This window comes from Kitasatospora sp. NPDC051705 (genome assembly GCF_044453265.1).
GTDB lineage: Bacteria > Actinomycetota > Actinomycetes > Streptomycetales > Streptomycetaceae > Kitasatospora.
The window spans coordinates 12,487-30,335 of record NZ_JBITCO010000048.1 but is presented as its reverse complement, the minus strand read 5'-3'; the positions used below and the strand labels follow the sequence as shown (position 1 = coordinate 30,335).

Sequence of the window (17,849 nt, the reverse complement as noted above, 5' to 3'; positions counted from 1 at the left end):
TCAACCCCGGCGCCGGCTACACCACCAGCGCCAACTTCACCTACAGCGCCACCAACACCGCCCCCACCGCCTTCACCGTCAACGACACCCCCTGCGGGCCGCGGTCGGGCCCGTCACCCGGCCCCTCCCCCACCCCGACTTCCACGCCGACCACCACGCCCACCTCCGCGCCGCCGGACGGGCGGGCCCCGGCCGTGCACGTCTCGGGCCGGACACTGGCGAAGGCCGACGGCACGCCGATCACCCTGCACGGCGTCAACCGGTCGGGGGCCGAGTTCATGTGCGTCCAGGGCCGCGGCTTCTTCGACGGCCCGGCCGACCAGGCGTCCGTCACCGCGATGAAGTCCTGGCACGTCGACGCCGTCCGGATACCGCTCAACGAGGACTGCTGGCTCGGCCACCCCAACGTCGACCCCGCCTACGCCGGTCCGGCCTACATCGGCGCGGTGCGGAGCTACGTCGACCTGCTGGAGCGGAACGGCCTGGTGGCGGTCCTGGACCTGCACTGGAGCGACGGGGTCTACAACGGGCCGTCCTCCGGCTGCCCGGACGCCAACGCCACCTGCCAGAAGCCCATGCCGGACGCCGCCGGTGCGATCCCCTTCTGGACGTCGGCGGCGCAGACCTTCAAGGGTGACGACGCGGTCGTCCTCGACCTGTTCAACGAGCCGTACCCGTCGCGCGCCACCGGCAGCGCGGAGAGCGGCTGGGCCTGCTGGCGGGACGGCGGCACCTGCCCCGGGATCGGCTACCAGGTCGCCGGGATGCAGGCGATGGTCGACGCGGTGCGCTCCACCGGCGCCGACAACGTCCTTCTGCTGGGTGGCCAGGAGTACGCCAACGACCTCACCGAGTGGGCCGCCCACCAACCCGTCGACCCGCTGCACAACCTGGCCGCGTCCTGGCACTCGTACAACTTCAACTCCTGTCGGAGCGGCTCCTGCTGGGACGGCCAGATCGCCCCGCTGGCCGACCGGGTGCCGGTCGTCGCGGGCGAGCTGGGCGAGAACGACTGCGCGCACGGCTACCTGGACACCCTGCTGCCCTGGCTGGACCAGCACGGCGTCTCCTACCTCGCCTGGACCTGGAACACCTGGGACTGCGGCAGCGGCCCGTCGCTGATCAGCTCCTACGACGGCACGCCGACGGCCTTCGGCGCCGGCTACCGCTCCCACCTGGCCGGTACGTAGGGCCCCGGTCGGACCGGCTCACGAGGACTCCCGCACCACCAGTTCCGTCGGCAGGACCGTCTGCCGGCGGAACCGGCCCGGCTGGGCGATCTCCTTGAGCAGCGACCTGACCATCAACCGCCCCATCTCCTCGGTGGGCTGCCGGACGCTGGTGAGCGGCGGCTCGGTGTGGCGCGCGACCACGGAGTCGTCGAAACCGACCACGGCGACGTCCTGCGGCACCCGCCGGCCCGCCTCGCGCAGCGCCCGCAGCGCACCCGCCGCCGTCAGGTCCGACGCGCAGAACACGGCGTCCAGGTCGGGCCGGCGGGCGAGCAGCTCCCGCATGCCCTCGCGGCCGCCGCGCTCGGTGAAGTCCCCGTGCGCGACGAGCCCCTCGTCCGCCGGTACCGCGGCCTCGGCGAGCGCCTGGCGGTAACCGGCCAGGCGGGCCACGGCACCCTCCATGTCGAGCGGCCCGGTGACGGTCCCGATGGCCGTCCTGCCGCGGGACAGCAGGTGCCGGACGGCTGCGCGGGCGCCGCCCGCGTTGTCGGCCAGCACGTAGCTCAGCGATTCCTGCTCCGACCGGCGGCCGGCGAGGACGGCGGGCAGCTCCAGCTGTTCGAGCAGTTCGGGGAGCGGATCGTCCTGGTGCACCGAGACCAGCAGGACGCCGTCCACCCGGCGGGCGGTGAGGTAGCGGGTCAGCCGCTCCCGCTCGCGTTCGTCGCGCACCAGCACCAGCAGCAACTGCAGGTCGGTGCCGGTGAGTTCGGCGGACACCCCGGTGATGATGTCAGAGAAGTAGGGCTCGGAGCTGAGTTTCGCGACGCTCTCGGGGATGACCAGCGCGACGGCGTCGGTCCGGGATGTGACCAGGGAGCGCGCCGCCTGGTTGGGGACGTAGCCGAGCTCCGCGATGGCCTGTTCGACCGCCGCGCGGGCCTTGGCGCTCACCTTGGGCGAGCCGTTGACGACCCGGGACACCGTGCCCCGGCCCACCCCCGCCCGCGCTGCCACCGCCTCCAGGGTGGGGCGGGCAGCGGGCGGTTGCTGCGCGGCTGGACTCATGATCCTTCTCCCGGCGGACGACGGACGGCGACGACCGCGGCGAGGGAGCTCGGACGACACGGTCCAGTAACGGAGCCGTTGCACTCCCTTGACATGCCTCGCGCGGCGAAGCAATCTTCCCACATCGATGTGGGAGCGCTCCCATTCTACTCTCGTTCCACCGTCGCACGACGTGCACTCCCATCACGTTCCGAGCACCGTTCCGTCGCCCCACCCGCGCGACACAGCCATGCCCCCAGCCTGGACAAGGAGATTCGGCCATGCGGAACCCCGGCACCACCCACGGTGGCAGAGCCACCGCCCCCCGCCCCGTGCGCAAGCTGCCCAAGCCCCTGCTGAGCGCCGCGACCGCCGCGCTGTGCGCCCTCCTGGTCGCCGGTTGCGGCAGCTCGGGCTCCGGCTCCGACACAGCGGCCTCCGGCGGCAGGATCACGCTGACGATCGGCGACTACGGCACGTTCGGCTACAAGGAGGCCGGCCTCTTCGACGCCTACATGCGGGAGCACCCCGGCATCACCATCGTGGAACACACCGTCGAACAGGAGACGGACTACTACCCCGCCCTGCAGACCCACCTCGCCTCCGGCAGCGGCCTGGACGACATCCAGGCCGTCGAGGTCGGCCGGATCGCCCAGGTGGTGAAGAAGCAGGCGGACAAGTTCGTCGACCTCGGCAAGGCGGACGGCGTCGACAAGGCCGCCTTCCTGCCGTGGAAGTCGCAGCAGGCGAGCACGCCGGACGGCCGCACCATCGGCCTGGGCAGCGACATCGGCCCGATGGCGATCTGCTACCGCAAGGACCTGTTCCAGCAGGCCGGGCTGCCCACCGACCGGGAGGAGGTGGCCAAGCTCTGGCAGGGCGACTGGGCCAGGTTCCTGGAGGCGGGCAGGCAGTACCAGGCCAAGGCACCCGCCGGCACCTTCTTCACCGACTCCGCCGGCGGCCTGTTCAACGCCGTGGTGTCCTCCAGCACCACGCAGTACGACGACGCCGACGGCCGGCTGGACTACAAGAACAGCCCCAGCGTCAAGAACGCCTGGAACCTGGCGACCGGCGCCGTCCAGGCCGGGATCAGTGCCGGCCTCAAGCAGTTCGACACACCGTGGTACCAGGCGTTCGCCAACTCCAAGTTCGCCACCGTCGCCTGCCCGTCCTGGATGACGGCCATCGTCGCCGACAAGTCCGGAAGCGCCAACAAGGGCAAGTGGGACATCGCCTCCCCGCCGGCCGCCGGCAACTGGGGCGGCTCCTTCCTCTCCGTGCCGAAGGCCGGCCGGCACCAGAAGGAGGCCGCGGCGCTCGCCGCCTGGCTCACCTCTCCCGCGCAGCAGGCCAAGGTCTTCACCACGGTCGGCAACCTGCCGTCCAACACCAAGGCGCTGAGCCAGCCCGAGGTCCAGAACGCCCGGCTCGACTTCTTCGGCGACACGCCCACCGGCCGGATCTACGCCGCCACCGCGCAGTCCATCCAGCCGACCGTGATCGGCGAGTGGGACGGCCTGGTCAAGGACACCCTCACCAACGGCGCCCTGCTCAGCATCGAGCAGCACCAGAGCGACGCCGCCAAGGCGTGGAGCAACGCGGTCAAGGAGATCGACGACAAGGTCGGCGACTGACGCCCGGCCCCCGCCGTCCCGGCCGGCCCGGCCGGGACGGCCCCGCCCTCCAGAGAGGTCTTCACCATGCTCGACGAGGCCGTCCCCGCCACGTCCCCCGGCAGACCACGCCCCGATCCCCCGCCGCCCCGGCCCTGGCGCGCCCGCCTCTACCGGTGGGACGTCAAGGCCTCGCCGTACCTGTACGTCACGCCGTTCTTCCTCTGCTTCCTCGCGTTCGGCCTGTTCCCGCTGCTCTACACGGGCTGGGTGTCCCTGCACAGCGTCGACCTTCAGACGTCCGACCAGATGCAGTGGCGGGGCCTCGACAACTACACCCGGCTGCTCCACGACGACCTGTTCTGGAACGCCCTGCGCAACACCGTGACCGTCGGCGCACTGTCCACCGTCCCGCAGTTACTGATGGCCCTCGGTCTGGCCCACCTGCTGAACTACCGCCTGCGCGGCCGCGGCTTCTTCCGGATCGCGATGCTCGCGCCGTACGCCACCTCCATCGCGGCCGCGACCCTGGTGTTCACGCTGCTGTTCGGGCGGGACTACGGGATGATCAACTGGCTGCTGGGTCACCTCGGCCTGGACCACGTCGACTGGGAGGGCGGCACCTGGACCTCCCAGATCGCCATCTCCACGATCGTCACCTGGCGCTGGACGGGCTACAACGCGCTGATCTACCTCGCCGCCATGCAGGCCGTCCCGCACGACCTGTACGAGGCGGCGGCGCTCGACGGCGCCGACCGGTGGAAGCAGTTCCGCCACGTCACGGTGCCGTCCATCCGGCCCACCATCCTGTTCACCGTCGTGGTCTCCGGCATCGGGGCCACCCAGCTCTTCGGCGAGCCGTTACTGTTCGGCGGCGGAGCGACGGGCCACAGCGGAGGCTCGGCCCACCAGTACCAGACGCTCGGACTGTACCTGTACGACCAGGGCTGGTACGCCTTCCACCTGGGCCGGGCCGCCGCCGTGGCCTGGACCATGCTGCTGCTCCTGCTGGCCGTCGGCGTGCTCAACCTCGCCCTGGTCCGCGTCCGCCGCGCCCGGAACGGGGGTTGACAGCGATGGCCGTCACAACCGGACGACGACGCGGGGGCGCGCGCGGCCTGACCGGAGCCGGACCGTTCACGTACGCCGTGCTGATCCTGGTCGCCGTACTCTCGCTGTTCCCGCTGTACTGGACACTGGTCGGCGCCTCAACCTCGGGCAGCCGGATCGCGCAGACCCCGCCCCCGCTGCTGCCCGGCGGAAACCTGTGGCACAACCTCGACATCGCCTGGAACCAGGTCCACATGGGCCGGGCGCTGCTCAACTCGGTGGTGGTGGCGAGCTGCGTGACCGCCAGCACTGTGCTGTTCGCGACGCTGGCCGGCTTCGCCTTCGCCAAGCTCCCCTTCCGCGGCCGCAACGCCCTGCTGAGCCTGGTGGTGGCGACCATGACGGTGCCCGCACAGCTGAGCGTCATCCCGCTCTACCAGATCATGGCCCGGCTGCACTGGACCGACCGGTTGCAGTCGGTGATCCTGCCCAACCTGGTGGCCGCGTTCGGGGTGTTCTTCATGCGGCAGTTCCTCTCGGAGGCGTTGCCGATCGAACTGGTCGAGGCGGCCCGGATGGACGGCGCGAGCAGCCTGCGGATCCTGTGGAGCGTGGTGCTGCCCATCGCCCGGCCCGGGATGGCCGTGCTCGGCATGCTGGTCTTCGTGCAGTCCTGGAACGACTTCTTCTGGCCACTGATCGCGCTGAGTCAGAGCAATCCCACCGTCCAGGTCGCGCTGGCGGGTCTCGGCGGAGGTTCGTACGACTCCGACCAGGCCGTCATCCTCACCGGCTCGCTGCTCGGGACCGCGCCGCTGCTCCTGGTGTTCGCTCTGCTGGGCAGGCAGGTCGTCGGGGGCATCACCGCCGGCGCCGTCAAGAACTGACGCAACGTCAACCTCGCTACGAGAAACGGAGAAGCCAGCGATGACTTCCGCACCGACCGAATCGGCCCCGGTCGACACCACCGCCTTCCCCTCCGGCTTCCTCTGGGGAGCCGCCACGGCCGCCTACCAGATCGAGGGGGCCGTCGACGTGGACGGCCGGACCCCGTCGATCTGGGACACCTTCAGCCGCACCCCGGGGCGAACGGCCGGCGGCGACACCGGCGACCGCGCCACCGAGCACTACCTCCGCTACCGCCAGGACGTCCGGCTGATGAGCGAACTGGGCCTGGGGGCCTACCGGTTCTCGGTCTCCTGGACGCGGGTGCAGCCGACCGGCCGCGGCCCGGTCGTCGAACGGGGCATGGACTTCTACCGGCGCCTGGTGGACGAGCTGCTGGAGCACGGTATCCAGCCCGCCGTGACGCTCTACCACTGGGACCTCCCACAGGACTTGGAGGACCTCGGAGGCTGGCCGGTCCGCACCACCGCGGAGCGCTTCGCGGACTACGCCGCACTGGTGGCCGACGCCCTCGGCGACCGGGTCGGCATCTGGACCACCCTCAACGAACCCTGGTGCTCGGCCTTCCTCGGCTACGGCTCCGGGGTGCACGCACCGGGCCGTGCCGACTGGACGGCCGCCCTGCGCGCGGCACACCACCTCAACCTCGGCCACGGCCTCGCGGTCGACGCACTGCGCGCGGCGCTGCCCGCCGGGGCGCGGATCGCCGTGTCGCTCAACCTGCACGAGGTGCGGCCGCTCACCGAGTCCGCCGCGGACCGCGAGGCCGCCCGCCGGATCGACGCGGTGGGCAACCGCGTCTTCACCGGACCGATGCTGAACGGCGCCTACCCCGACGACCTGCTCGCCGACACGGCGCACCTGGTCGACTGGCGGGCTCTGGTCCAGGACGGTGACCTGGCCGCGATCGCCCGTCCGATCGACCTGCTGGGCGTCAACTACTACACCCCCACGGTGACGTCCGCCCTGCCGCCCGGCCAGGCCCCGGACCCGGCGACCGCGGGCGACGCGGGCCACGGCGACGGTGAGCAGTCCCCCTTCGCCGGCTGTGCCGACGTGCTCTTTCACCGCGCGCCCGGCCGGCGCACCGACATGGGGTGGCCGATCGACCCGACCGGTCTGACCGACCTGCTCCTGCGGATCCACCGCGAACACCCCGGGCTGCCGGTGATGGTCACCGAGAACGGTGCCGCCTTCGACGACCGGCTGACGCCGGAGGGCACGGTGCACGACCCGCAGCGCATCGACTACCTGCGCGGACACCTCGACGCCGTCCGGCGGGCGATCGCCGCCGGGGCGGACGTCCGCGGCTACTTCCTCTGGTCGCTGATGGACAACTTCGAGTGGGCGCACGGGTACGGCAAGAGGTTCGGTCTGTACTACGTGGACTACGCCACCCAGAGCCGGATCCCCAAGGACAGCGCCCGGTGGTACGCGGAGGTGATCCGCGCGGGCGCGGTGCCTGACCAGCGCGGGTGAGGGCGTCGGATCCCTTGACGGCGGTCGTTCAACCGACCAAGCTGGCAGCGGTGGGTGGACCGGCACGCGTGACGGGTCCGGGGTGCAGTTCCCGTGTCGAGGATCGATCCAGGACGGCCCCATGCCCCAGCCACCGCCCAGCAACGGCCCCGCTCCGACCCTGGCCGAAGTCGCCCGGCACGCCGGTGTCTCCACCGCGACCGCCTCCCGGGTGCTGAACCGCTCCGCCCCGGTCTCGCTCGACGTGGCCGCCCGAGTGGAGCGGGCGGCGCGCGAGTTGGCGTACGTCCGCCGCCGGGCGGCCAGTGCCCGGGTGACCGGCGTGGTCGCCGTCGTGGTCTTCGCCGATCCGGTGCAGTACCACACCGACACCTTCCCCGTCCGGCTGCTGGCGGGGTTACGGCGCTCCGTACCGGGCGCGGAACGGGAGCTGGCCGTCTTCACGGTGCCGAGGCGTTCCCGGCGGCGACCCCTGGTGCGCTACCTGTGCGGCGGCCACGTCGACGGCGTGCTGCTGGTCGGCCCCTGGGGGGACACCGCGCTCACCGGGCTGCTGCACGCGGCCAGGGTGCCCGTCGTGTCGCTGGGGCGGCCGCCGGAGCCGGGGGCGGTGGCGTTCGTGGACGCGGACAACCTCACCGGCGCCAGGGACGCGGTGCGACGCCTGTGCGCGTCCGGGCGCCGGTCGGTGGCGACCATCGCGGGGCCACCGGACACCGCCGCCGGCGCGGATCGGCTGGCCGGCTACCGCCAGGCGGTGGCCTCGACAACCTCGGCACGGCCCGCCGTCGCCTACGGCGACTTCGGCAGTGCCTCCGGTGAACACGCGATGCAGCGGCTGCTGGACCAGCACCCCGAGCTGGACGCGGTCTTCGCCGCCTCCGACCAGATGGCCGTGGGAGCCCTCCGGACCCTGCGGCGACACGGCCTGCGGGTGCCGCAGGACGTCGCGCTGATCGGCTTCGACGACGCCCCCGTCGCCACGCGCTGCCGGCCGGGCCTGACCACCGTGCGCCAGCCGGTGGAGGAACTCGGCTCCCGCGCGATGGAGTTGCTGCTCCGGAATCCGGAGCACGGGGAGTCGGTGGTGCTCCCCACCCGGTTGGTCGTCCGGGCGTCGGGCTGACCGCCGTACGCTCCCCGCGCCGCCCTCGCGCTCGGTCAGCGGAGCGGCGGCCGGGCGGAGCGGTGGGCGGGCGGAGCGACGGACGGGACCCTGGAGGTCGGAGCCGGCACGTCCGCCCGTACGTCCCGTCCCGGGAGACCCCTGAGCTGGACCTGGTGCACAACCCGTTCCCCCTGGTCGACGTGCCCGTCGCGGTCCGGCTGGCCGCCTCGCCGCGCTCGGTGCGCCTGCAGCCCGCAGGGCGGGACCTGCCCTGGGAGCACGACGGCGAGTACATCCACGTGCGGGTCACCACCGCGGACGGGCACGCCATGGTCGTGGTCGAGCACGACTGACCCTGCGGGGCGGCGTGGTGCCGTCGCCGGTCACCCGGCGGGGAGCAGTGTCGGGTCCGCCATGATGCGGCGGACCGTCGTCAGCGCCGCGCCCAGCAGGGGCCCGCGCCGCCCCAGGACGGACGGGCGCAGTGCCTCGGCCGCCCACGGCCGCACGGTGACCCGGGCGGCGAGCTCGGCGCGCACGGAGGGCAGCAGCCAGTCGGCGAGTTCGGCGTAGGCGCCGCCGAGGACGAGGCCGTCCGGGTCGATGAGGTCGACGGCGGAGGTGAGGGCCAGGCCGAGGGCCCGACCCGCGCGGTCCAGGGCCCGCAGGGTGGGCGCGTGCCCGGCCGCCGCCCGTTCGGCCAGCAGGGCGACGGGGTCGCCGGGGCCCGTCCCGGTGGGACCGCCCGCGGGGCTGCAGTGTGGCGGGAGGCCGGCCGCGCGCAGCACGGCCGCCTCGCCCGCGTACTGCTCCAGACAGCCGCGGGCGCCGCAGGCGCAGGCCGGGCCGTCCGGTCGGACGGGGAGGTGGCCGAGTTCGCCGGCGAAGCCGCGGGCGCCGCGGAACAGACGCCCGTCGATGACCAGGGCGGCACCGATCCCGGTCTCGGCCGACACGTGCACGAAGGTTTCCTCGGGCCGCCCGGCGTTCCAGTACTCGGCGAGCGCACCGAGGTTGGCCTCGTTCTCCGGCTCGGGCACCGTGCCCGGGTCCGGCCAGTGGTCGGCGAGCCGGACGCCGCTCCAGCCCAGGTTGGGCGCGCGTTCGACCAGTCCGCCGGGCCGGTTCGGCACCACTCCGGGCACGGCCAGCAGCCGGCCCGCGACGCGCAGCCCGAGGGCTTCGGCCTCCGCCTCCACCTCGGCGCCCAGCGCGGCGGCCTCCGCCAGTACCCGCCCCGCGGGGCGGCCCGCGTTGGGCCGTTCCACCCGGCGCCAGATCCGCGGCTCGCCGCGCAGGTCCGTCACACACGCGCCGAGGTGGGTGACGCCGATCTCCAGCCCGAGACCGGCCGGCCCTTCGTCGCACACGGTCAGGGCCCTTCCGGGGCGGCCGACCCGGCCACGGGCGGTGGCCGCCGCCTCGGTCACCGCGCCCCGGCCGATCAGCTCGTCGACCAGCGAGGAGACGGCCGCCCTGGTCAGCCCGACGCGCCCGGCGACGTCCGCGCGGGAGAGCGGGCCTTGCGCGGCGACCGCGCCGAGCACGACGGCCAGGTTCTGCCGCCGCATGTCCTGTTGCGACGCGGGTCCGTGCTCCGCACTCCTGCTCTCCACCCTGCCGACCGCCGTCACCCGAGCGCCCTCCTACCGGTCCTCGGCCGGGGCGCCCAGCAAGGCCCCGGCCCGACGCAGGGTATCGCCGATCAGTTCGAGCGCCTCCCCGTCCTTCTCCACCGGCTCCAGCACCGGCCCGGTGGCCGTCCGCCAGCGGCGGGCCACCGCGTCGGCGCGCTCGCCGGTGAGCAGGGCGGCGGCCTGGGCGGCGGCGCCGAGCGCGACCAGCTCCTGTGCCTCGGGCACCTGGACGGGCCGGCCGGAGAGCCGCAGTACCGTCCGCTGCCAGGCCTGCCCGCGGGCACCGCCGCCGATCAGCAGCAGCGGCTCGTCGCCCGCCGGGTCCTCGCCGCCCGCGCGCAGCACGCCGTCCAGGGCGGCGAGCAGGGCGTGGGCGGCGCCGTCGTAGGCGGCCTGGAGCAGCTGCCCCGGGGTGGTGTCGTGGCGCAGCCCGTGGACCAGACCGGAGGCGCCCGGGAGGTCCGGCGTGCGCTCGCCGTCCAGGTAGGGCAGGACGACCACGGTGCCGCCGGCGTCAACCTCGTCGCGGCCCAGACGGAGCAGGGCGGCGAAGCGGTCGACGGCCAGGGTGCAGTTGAGCGTGCAGGCCAGCGGCAGCCAGCCGCCGAGGGCGTCGGCGAAGCCGGCGACGGTGCCGCTCGGGTCGGCGGGCCTGGTGCGGCCGACGGCGTAGACCGTCCCGGAGGTGCCGAGGCTGAGCACGGGCTGCCCGGGGAGCAGGCCGAGCCCGAGGGCGGCCGCCATGTTGTCACCGGTGCCGGCGGCGACCGGGGCGCCGGCGCGCAGCGGTGTCCCGGGCCGGACGGCGCCGGCCCTGGTGCCCGGCGAGAGGACCTGCGGCAGCAGGGCCGGGTCGAGTCCGATGCGGCCGAGGACGTCGAGGTCGTAGCCGTCCGGGCCCCACCAACCGGTTCCCGAGGCGTCGCCCCGGTCGGTGACCGCCTCGCCGGTCAGCCGCTCGGTGAGGAAGTCGTGCGGGAGGCGGACGGCGGCGACGCGGTCGGCGGCGGCGGGCTCCTCGGCGCGCAGCCAGGCCCACTTGGCGGCGGTGAACGCGGCGGTGGGCACGCTGCCGGTGCGGCGGGCGAGTTCCGCCGCACCGATCGCGGCCCGCAGCGCCGCGGCCTGGGGCGCGGACCGGACGTCGTTCCAGAGCAGCGACGGGCGGACGGGAGCCCCGGACGCGTCGAGGGTGACGAGGCCGTGCTGCTGGCCGGCGACCGAGACCGCGGCCGCACGGTCCGCCCAGCCCGTCGCACCCGCGGCCTCGCCGAGCGCCTGCCACCACTGCTCGGGGTCGCTCTCGCGGCCGGCGCCGGTGCTGACCCCGTGCGGGGCGCGGCCCTGGCCCAGCACGGCCCCGGTGTCGATGTCGACGGCGAGGGCCTTGGTGGACTGCGTCGAGCTGTCGAAGCCGATCACGACGCGTTGCTCAGCCATGCGTTCCTCCGGAGGGGTTCCTTCTGACCTTCCGGCATACTAATTTGTTGAGAGCCCTGACAAACACCCCTCCGCACCTGACCCGGAGCCGTTCCATGTCCAGCGACCCGCTCGTCCCCACCCCCGCGCACAAGTTCACCTTCGGCCTGTGGACCGTCGGTTGGCAGGGGCGCGACCCCTTCGGCGACGCGACCCGCCCCGCCCTCGACCCCGTCGAGACCGTCCAGCGCCTGGCCGGACTCGGCGCCTACGGCGTCACCTTCCACGACGACGACCTGATCCCCTTCGGTGCGGACGACGCGACCCGCGAGGAGACCGTCAAGCGCTTCCGCGCCGCGCTGGACTCCGCCGGGCTGAAGGTCCCCATGGCGACCACCAACCTCTTCACCCACCCCCTCTTCAAGGACGGCGCGTTCACCGCCAACGACCGCGACGTACGGCGCTACGCGCTGCGCAAGACCATCCGCAACATCGACCTGGCGGCCGAACTCGGCGCCTCCGTCTACGTCGCCTGGGGCGGGCGCGAGGGCGCCGAGTCCGGCGCGGCCAAGGACGTGCGCACCGCGCTCGACCGGCTGAAGGAGGCCTTCGACCTGCTGGGCGAGTACGTCGAGGAGCAGGGCTACGACCTGCGCTTCGCGATCGAGCCCAAGCCCAACGAGCCGCGCGGCGACATCCTGCTCCCCACGGTGGGCCACGCCCTGGCGTTCATCAACGCGCTGGAGCGGCCCGAGCGGGTCGGCCTCAACCCCGAGGTCGGCCACGAGCAGATGGCCGGGCTGAACTTCCCGCACGGCATCGCCCAGGCGCTGTGGCACGAGAAGCTGTTCCACATCGACCTGAACGGCCAGTCCGGCGTCAAGTACGACCAGGACCTGCGCTTCGGCGCGGGGGACCTGCGGCAGGCCTTCTGGCTGGTCGACCTGCTGGAGTCGGCCGGCTACGACGGGCCGCGCCACTTCGACTTCAAGCCGCCGCGCACCGAGGACTCCGACGGCGTCTGGGCCTCGGCGGCCGGCTGCATGCGCAACTACCTGCTCCTGGCCGAGCGCTCCCGCGCCTTCCGGGCCGACCCGGAGGTCGGCGCCGCGCTCGCCGCGTCCCGGCTGCCCGAACTCGCCCTCCCCACGGCCGAGGACGGCCTGGCCGGGCTGCTGGCGGACCGCTCCGCCTTCGAGGACTTCGACGTCGACGCCGGCGCCCGGCGCGGCATGGCCTTCGAGCGGCTGGACCAGCTGGCCCTCGAACACCTCCTCGGCGCCCGCTGACGACCGGCCACGGGAGCCGGGCCGTGCACACGCACGACCCGGCTCCCGGTGCTCGCCCGCCGGCCCGCGGCGCCGGCCGGGCGGTCCCGGTGGACCGCCCACGACGACGAGGTGCCCGCGGCCGGGCCAGTCCGCCGACTCCCGCCGCGCGCTACCGCCGGCGCGCGGTGATCAGGCGCTGCAGGACGATGAAGACGAACAGCAGCCCGCCGATCACGATCCTGGTCCACCACGAGCTGAGGGTGCCCTGGAAGCTGACGATGGTCTGGATCAGGCCCAGCACCAGCACGCCCAGCAGGGTGCCCAGCAGGTAGCCGGAGCCGCCGGTGAGCAGCGTGCCGCCGATCACCACGGCGGCGATCGCGTCCAGCTCCAGGCCGACCGCGTGCAGGCCGTAGCCGGAGAGCATGTAGAAGGTGAGCAGCACACCGCCGAGCGCCGAGCAGAAGCCGCTGATCGCGTACACGGTGGTCTTGGTCCGTCCCACCGGCAGGCCCATCAGCAGGGCGGACTGCTCGCTGCCGCCGAGCGCGTACACGTTCCGGCCGAGCCGGGTGTAGTGCAGCACGACGAATCCGGCCGCCACCACGAGGAGCGCGATGACCACGCTCGGCGAGACGAACAGGTCCCCGAGCGGGATGCGGGTCTGCGCCATCGCGGTGTACGACGGATCAGTGATGGAGATCGACTCGATGCTGATCATGTAGCACAGGCCCCGGGCCAGGAACATGCCCGCCAGTGTCACGATGAACGGCTGGATCTCGAAGGTGTGGATCACCCACCCCATCACCCAACCGCCGGCCGTGCCCATCACCAGCACGAGCGGGATGACCAGCAGTGGCGGCCAGCCCTGCCGCTCCACCAGCCAGGCGGAGACCATGGTGGACAGGGCCACCACCGCGCCGACCGACAGGTCGATGCCGCCGGTCAGCACGACGAAGGTCATCCCGACCGCGACCACGAGCAGAAAGGCGTTGTCGATCAGCAGGTTGAGCAGCACCTGACCGGAGAAGAACCCGTCGTACTGCACCGACCCGGCGGTGAACATCGACACCAGCAGGACGGAGGTGACCAGCAGGGGGATCTGTCCGCGCACTCTGGTCAGCAGGGCGTTGGCGTTCACGCGCCGACCTCCCGGTTGGTGGTGGTGGTGGCAGCGCGCGGTTGGCCGGGGCTCCGGCGCTCGGCGCCACGCCGGGCGACCTTGGCCCGGAAGTTCGGCGACTGGATCAGGCAGACCGTGATCACGACGAACGCCTTGAAGACCAGCGTGGTCTCCGGCGGGATGCCGATGGTGTAGACCGTGGTCGAGAGGGTCTGGATGATCAGCGCGCCGAGGACCGTGCCGCCGATCGAGAAGCGGCCCCCGTTGAGCGACGTCCCGCCGATCACCACCGCGAGGATCGCGTCGAGCTCGATCCACAGACCGGCGTTGTTGCCGTCCGCCGCCGAGACGTTGGAGGAGACCATCAAGCCGGCGACGGCCGCGCAGAGGGCGCTGAACACGTACACCAGGCCGACCAGGCGCATCGCCCGGATCCCGACCAGCCGGCTGGCCACCGGGTTGCCGCCGACCGACTCCAGCAGCAGGCCGAGCGCGGTGGAGCGGGTGAGCAGCGCGGCGAGCAGCGCGACCAGCCCGCTGAGCAGGATCGCGAACGGCATCCCCAGCCAGTAGCCGCCGCCGATGAGCTTGTACGGCTCACTGGTGATCGTGATGATCTGACCGTCGGTGATCAGCTGGGCGACGCCGCGGCCGGCGACCATCAGGATCAGGGTGGCGATGATCGGCTGTACCCCGATCCGGGCCACCAGCACACCGTTCGCGGCACCCAGCAGCACCGCCGTGACGAGCGCGATGCCGATCGCGCCGAGCACCGTGCCGAGGCTCGCCGGGTCGGCCGCCTCGCTGATGTGCAGGCAGGCCAGCGCGCCGGCGATGGCGACGGTGGAGCCGACCGAGAGGTCGATCCCGCCGGTGGCGATCACCAGGGTCATGCCGAGCGACACCAGGATCAGTGGAGCGCCGAAGTGCAGGATGTCGACCGTGCTGCCGTACAGATGGCCGTCCTTGAGGTGGACGGCGAAGAAGTCCGGGGTGAACGCGAGGTTGCCGAGCAGGAGCAGGGCCAGCACCACGGCCGGCCAGAACAGCCGGTACCGGGTCACCGCCCTGCCCCTCCCGGTGGTCGGGGCCGTGGTCATCGTTCCGCTCCACTCGCGATGGTGGCCAGGACGCGCTCCGGGGTGAGGGCGTCGTCGTTGCGCAGTCGGGCGACCATCCGGCGGTCGCGCAGCACCCCGACGCGGTGGCTGAGCCGCAGTACCTCCTCCAGCTCGGCGGAGATGAACAGCACCGCCATGCCCTCCTCGGCGAGGTTCGCGACCAGCTTCTGGATCTCGGCCTTGGCGCCGATGTCGATGCCGCGGGTGGGCTCGTCCAGGATCAGCAGCTTGGGGTCGGTGATCAGCCAGCGGGCCAGCAGCACCTTCTGCTGGTTCCCGCCGCTGAGGTTGCGGACCAGCGCCTCGGGATCACCCGGGCGGATGTCCAGGGCCCGGATCCAGCGCAGCGCCAGCGCGTCCTGCACGGTGCGCGACAGCGGACGGGCCCAGCCGCGCGCCGCCTGCATCGCCAGCACGATGTTCTCCCGGACGGTCAGCTCGCCGACCAGGCCCTCGGTCTTGCGGTTCTCCGAGCAGTACGCGATGCCGTGCGCGATCGCGTCGCGCGGGCTGCGCAGGTCGGTCTCGGTACCGTCGATCCGCACCGTGCCGCCGTCCTTGCGGTCGGCGCCGAACAGCAGCCTGGCGGCCTCGGTCCGGCCGGATCCCAACAGGCCCGCCAGGCCGATCACCTCACCGGGACTGATGGCGAGGTCGTACGGGGCCACGGCGCCCTGCCGGGCCAGGCCCTCCGCCTCCAGGAAGGGCCGGCCGGTGGCCGGTACGGAGCGCTCGCGCCGGTGGCCGCCGGCGAGGCGGTCGAGCCCGGCGAGCTCCGCCCCGATCATCCGCGAGACCAGGCCGACCTGGTCGAGCTCGCTGGTCAGGTACTCGCCCTCGAGCCGCCCGTTGCGCAGCACCGTCATCCGGTCGCAGATCTCGTAGATCTGGTCGAGGAAGTGCGAGACGAACAGGATGGCGACGCCCTGGTCGCGCAACCGCCGCATCACGGTGAAGAGTTGGCTGACCTCCTCACGGTCCAGGCTGGAGGTGGGCTCGTCCAGGATCAGCACCTTGGCCGAGACGCCAACGGCGCGGACGATGGCCACCAGTTGCTGGACGGCGATGGAGTAGCTGTCCAGCGGCGCGCTGACGTCGACGTCCAGCTCCATCGTCCGGACCAGTTCGGCGGCCCTGCGGCGCATCTCGGCCCAGTCGATCAGGCCGAGGCGGCGCGGCTCGCGACCGATGAAGATGTTCTCCGCCACCGACAGGTTCGGGCAGAGGTTCACCTCCTGGTAGACGGTGCTGATGCCCGCCTCCTGAGCCTGCAGCGGACCGGCGATCCGAACCCGCTCTCCGGCCAGCACCACCTCGCCGCCATCCGCCGGGTGCACCCCGGTCAGCACCTTGATCAGCGTGGACTTCCCGGCGCCGTTCTCCCCCATCAGGGCGTGCACCTCGCCGGGGAAGAGCCGGAAGTCGACCCCGTCCAGCGCCACCACCCCGGGGAACTCCTTGCGGAGCCCCCGCACTTCCAGGACCGGTTGCTGACGCACCCCGGTTCTCCTCTCCTCGTGCGACCCGGTCCGCCCGGGGAGTGATCCGCCGATCACTCCCCGGGCGGACGGGCCCGTTCAGTACTGGCGGGTCGGCAGCGCGGCAGCGGCCTGGTCCTGGGTGAAGACACCCTCCTGCGTCTTGATCCGCTTCGGCACCTGCTCGCCGGCCTTGACCTTCTTCACCAGGTCCATCAGCTGGTCGCCGAGGATGGGGTTGCACTCCACATCGACGTTGATCTTGCCCTGGGTCATCGCCGTGAAGGCGTCCTTGACCCCGTCCACCGAGATGACCCTGATGTCGGTGCCCGGCTTCTTGCCGGCCTCCTCGATCGCCTGGATGGCCCCCAGCGCCATGTCGTCGTTGTGCGCGTACAGCACGTCGATCTTCGGCTGGGCCTTCAGGAAGGCCTGCATGACCTCCTTGCCCTTCGCGCGGGTGAAGTCGCCGGTCTGCGAGGCCACCACCTTGAACTTCGCGTCCGCCTTGATCACGTCACCGAAGCCCGCCTTGCGGTCGTTGGCCGGCGCCGAGCCGGTGGTGCCCTGCAGTTCGACGATGTTCACCTCGTCGGACGTGCCCTGGTACTCCTTCACCAGCCAGTCGCCGGCCTTCTTGCCCTCCTCGACGAAGTCCGAGCCGAGGAAGGAGACGTAGAGCGAGTCGTCCTTGGAGTCCACCGCGCGGTCGGTGAGGATCACCGGGATCCTGGCGTCCTTCGCCTCCTTCAGCACGGTGTCCCACCCCGACTCCACCACCGGCGAGAAGGCGATCACGTCGACCTTCTGCTGGATGAACGAGCGGATCGCCTTGATCTGGTTCTCCTGCTTCTGCTGCGCGTCGGAGAACTTCAGCTCGATGCCCGCCCTCTTCGCGGACTCCTGGACCGACTTGGTGTTCGCGGTGCGCCAGCCACTCTCCGCGCCGACCTGCGAGAAGCCCACGACGAGCTTGTGGCCGGCCCCCTTGTCGGCCGAGCCCCCGCCACCGCCGGACCCGCACGCGGTGAGGACGGTGACCATCGCACCGGCGACCAGGGCCGCCGCAGCTCTCTTGGACATGGTGGGACTTCCTCTCGGGATCGTCGATCGCGCGAAAACAGCACCGGCCCACATGAACGGGAGGTATCGGCACCGTTTCGCTCGAGACCGATTGTTAACGCTCACAATCGGAACCGGCAAGGCCCCCGGGCCCCGTTACCCAATCTTGACCGCCTCGCCCGCGGCAGCCCGACTGCTCGTCAATTCCGCCGCATACTCAGGAGTTGATCATCCGTCGGAGAAGGTTCCCGCCCCCGGGACCGCTCCGACCGCACCCCCTCGCCCCCTCGACAGGGCCATCCGCCCGACCGGCCCCGGCCTCCGGACACGCGGCCTCGACGCCCGTTCCCCGCCACC

The 17,849-nt window shown here is 72.6% G+C and carries 15 protein-coding genes; 8 read left to right on the top strand and 7 right to left on the bottom strand.

Features of this window, described 5'->3' with window-relative positions; translation table 11 throughout:
- A partial coding sequence (locus tag ACIA8Q_RS33180) for a glycoside hydrolase family 5 protein (RefSeq protein ID WP_396318264.1) occupies nt 1-1,190 on the top strand: 1,190 nt, incomplete at its 5' end.
- An 18-nt stretch (nt 1,191-1,208) separates the two neighbouring features.
- On the opposite strand, the gene ACIA8Q_RS33175 is transcribed toward ACIA8Q_RS33180, so the two are convergent.
- Nucleotides 1,209-2,243: a LacI family DNA-binding transcriptional regulator gene (locus ACIA8Q_RS33175; RefSeq protein ID WP_396318263.1), complete on the bottom strand. Its 1,035-nt coding sequence runs from the start codon at nt 2,241-2,243 to the stop codon at nt 1,209-1,211.
- 260 nt (nt 2,244-2,503) lie between these two features.
- Here ACIA8Q_RS33175 and ACIA8Q_RS33170 point away from each other — a divergent pair, with 260 nt between their 5' ends.
- The 6 genes from ACIA8Q_RS33170 (at nt 2,504) to ACIA8Q_RS33145 (ending at nt 8,734) form a co-directional block, all read left to right on the top strand.
- On the top strand, nt 2,504-3,859 hold the full coding sequence (locus tag ACIA8Q_RS33170; protein WP_396318262.1) for an extracellular solute-binding protein: 1,356 nt from the start codon (nt 2,504-2,506) through the stop codon (nt 3,857-3,859).
- A 66-nt stretch (nt 3,860-3,925) separates the two neighbouring features.
- Nucleotides 3,926-4,909: a carbohydrate ABC transporter permease gene (locus tag ACIA8Q_RS33165; protein ID WP_396318261.1), complete on the top strand. Its 984-nt coding sequence runs from the start codon at nt 3,926-3,928 to the stop codon at nt 4,907-4,909.
- A 5-nt stretch (nt 4,910-4,914) separates the two neighbouring features.
- Nucleotides 4,915-5,775 carry a carbohydrate ABC transporter permease gene (locus tag ACIA8Q_RS33160; RefSeq protein WP_396318260.1) on the top strand — a complete coding sequence of 287 codons (861 nt, stop codon included), beginning with the start codon at nt 4,915-4,917 and terminating at the stop codon, nt 5,773-5,775.
- 40 nt (nt 5,776-5,815) lie between these two features.
- Nucleotides 5,816-7,273 carry a glycoside hydrolase family 1 protein gene (locus ACIA8Q_RS33155; protein ID WP_396318259.1) on the top strand — a complete coding sequence of 486 codons (1,458 nt, stop codon included), beginning with the start codon at nt 5,816-5,818 and terminating at the stop codon, nt 7,271-7,273.
- A gap of 121 nt (nt 7,274-7,394) precedes the next feature.
- The gene (locus tag ACIA8Q_RS33150) at nt 7,395-8,399 is read left to right on the top strand and encodes a LacI family DNA-binding transcriptional regulator (protein WP_396318258.1); all 1,005 of its coding nucleotides are present in this window, start codon (nt 7,395-7,397) and stop codon (nt 8,397-8,399) included.
- 155 nt (nt 8,400-8,554) lie between these two features.
- Nucleotides 8,555-8,734 carry a hypothetical protein gene (locus ACIA8Q_RS33145; RefSeq protein ID WP_360212127.1) on the top strand — a complete coding sequence of 60 codons (180 nt, stop codon included), beginning with the start codon at nt 8,555-8,557 and terminating at the stop codon, nt 8,732-8,734.
- A gap of 30 nt (nt 8,735-8,764) precedes the next feature.
- Here ACIA8Q_RS33145 and ACIA8Q_RS33140 read toward each other — a convergent pair whose 3' ends face one another.
- Both ACIA8Q_RS33140 and xylB read right to left on the bottom strand, forming a co-directional pair.
- Nucleotides 8,765-9,952, bottom strand: coding sequence for an ROK family transcriptional regulator (locus ACIA8Q_RS33140; RefSeq protein ID WP_360212125.1), 1,188 nt, complete (start codon nt 9,950-9,952; stop codon nt 8,765-8,767).
- Nucleotides 9,953-10,027: 75 nt separating this feature from the next.
- Nucleotides 10,028-11,458: a xylulokinase gene (gene xylB / locus ACIA8Q_RS33135; RefSeq protein WP_360212123.1), complete on the bottom strand. Its 1,431-nt coding sequence runs from the start codon at nt 11,456-11,458 to the stop codon at nt 10,028-10,030.
- Between the two features lie 95 nt (nt 11,459-11,553).
- On the opposite strand from xylB, the gene xylA reads away from it, so the two are divergent.
- Nucleotides 11,554-12,726, top strand: coding sequence for a xylose isomerase (xylA, locus tag ACIA8Q_RS33130; protein ID WP_360212121.1), 1,173 nt, complete (start codon nt 11,554-11,556; stop codon nt 12,724-12,726).
- Between the two features lie 151 nt (nt 12,727-12,877).
- Here xylA and yjfF read toward each other — a convergent pair whose 3' ends face one another.
- The 4 genes from yjfF to ACIA8Q_RS33110 all read right to left on the bottom strand — a co-directional run bounded on the left by yjfF (nt 12,878) and on the right by ACIA8Q_RS33110 (nt 17,513).
- Nucleotides 12,878-13,849 carry a galactofuranose ABC transporter, permease protein YjfF gene (gene yjfF / locus ACIA8Q_RS33125; protein ID WP_360212119.1) on the bottom strand — a complete coding sequence of 324 codons (972 nt, stop codon included), beginning with the start codon at nt 13,847-13,849 and terminating at the stop codon, nt 12,878-12,880.
- Entirely contained in the window at nt 13,846-14,931 is a 1,086-nt protein-coding gene (locus ACIA8Q_RS33120) for an ABC transporter permease (protein WP_360212117.1), read from the bottom strand. The genes yjfF and ACIA8Q_RS33120 overlap by 4 nt, the downstream gene beginning before the upstream one ends.
- Nucleotides 14,928-16,451 carry a sugar ABC transporter ATP-binding protein gene (locus ACIA8Q_RS33115; protein ID WP_360212115.1) on the bottom strand — a complete coding sequence of 508 codons (1,524 nt, stop codon included), beginning with the start codon at nt 16,449-16,451 and terminating at the stop codon, nt 14,928-14,930. The genes ACIA8Q_RS33120 and ACIA8Q_RS33115 overlap by 4 nt, the downstream gene beginning before the upstream one ends.
- Nucleotides 16,452-16,529: 78 nt before the next feature.
- Nucleotides 16,530-17,513 (bottom strand): ABC transporter substrate-binding protein, encoded by a 984-nt coding sequence (locus ACIA8Q_RS33110; protein ID WP_360212113.1) that lies wholly within the window; start codon nt 17,511-17,513, stop codon nt 16,530-16,532.
- Nucleotides 17,514-17,849: the final 336 nt, after the last annotated feature.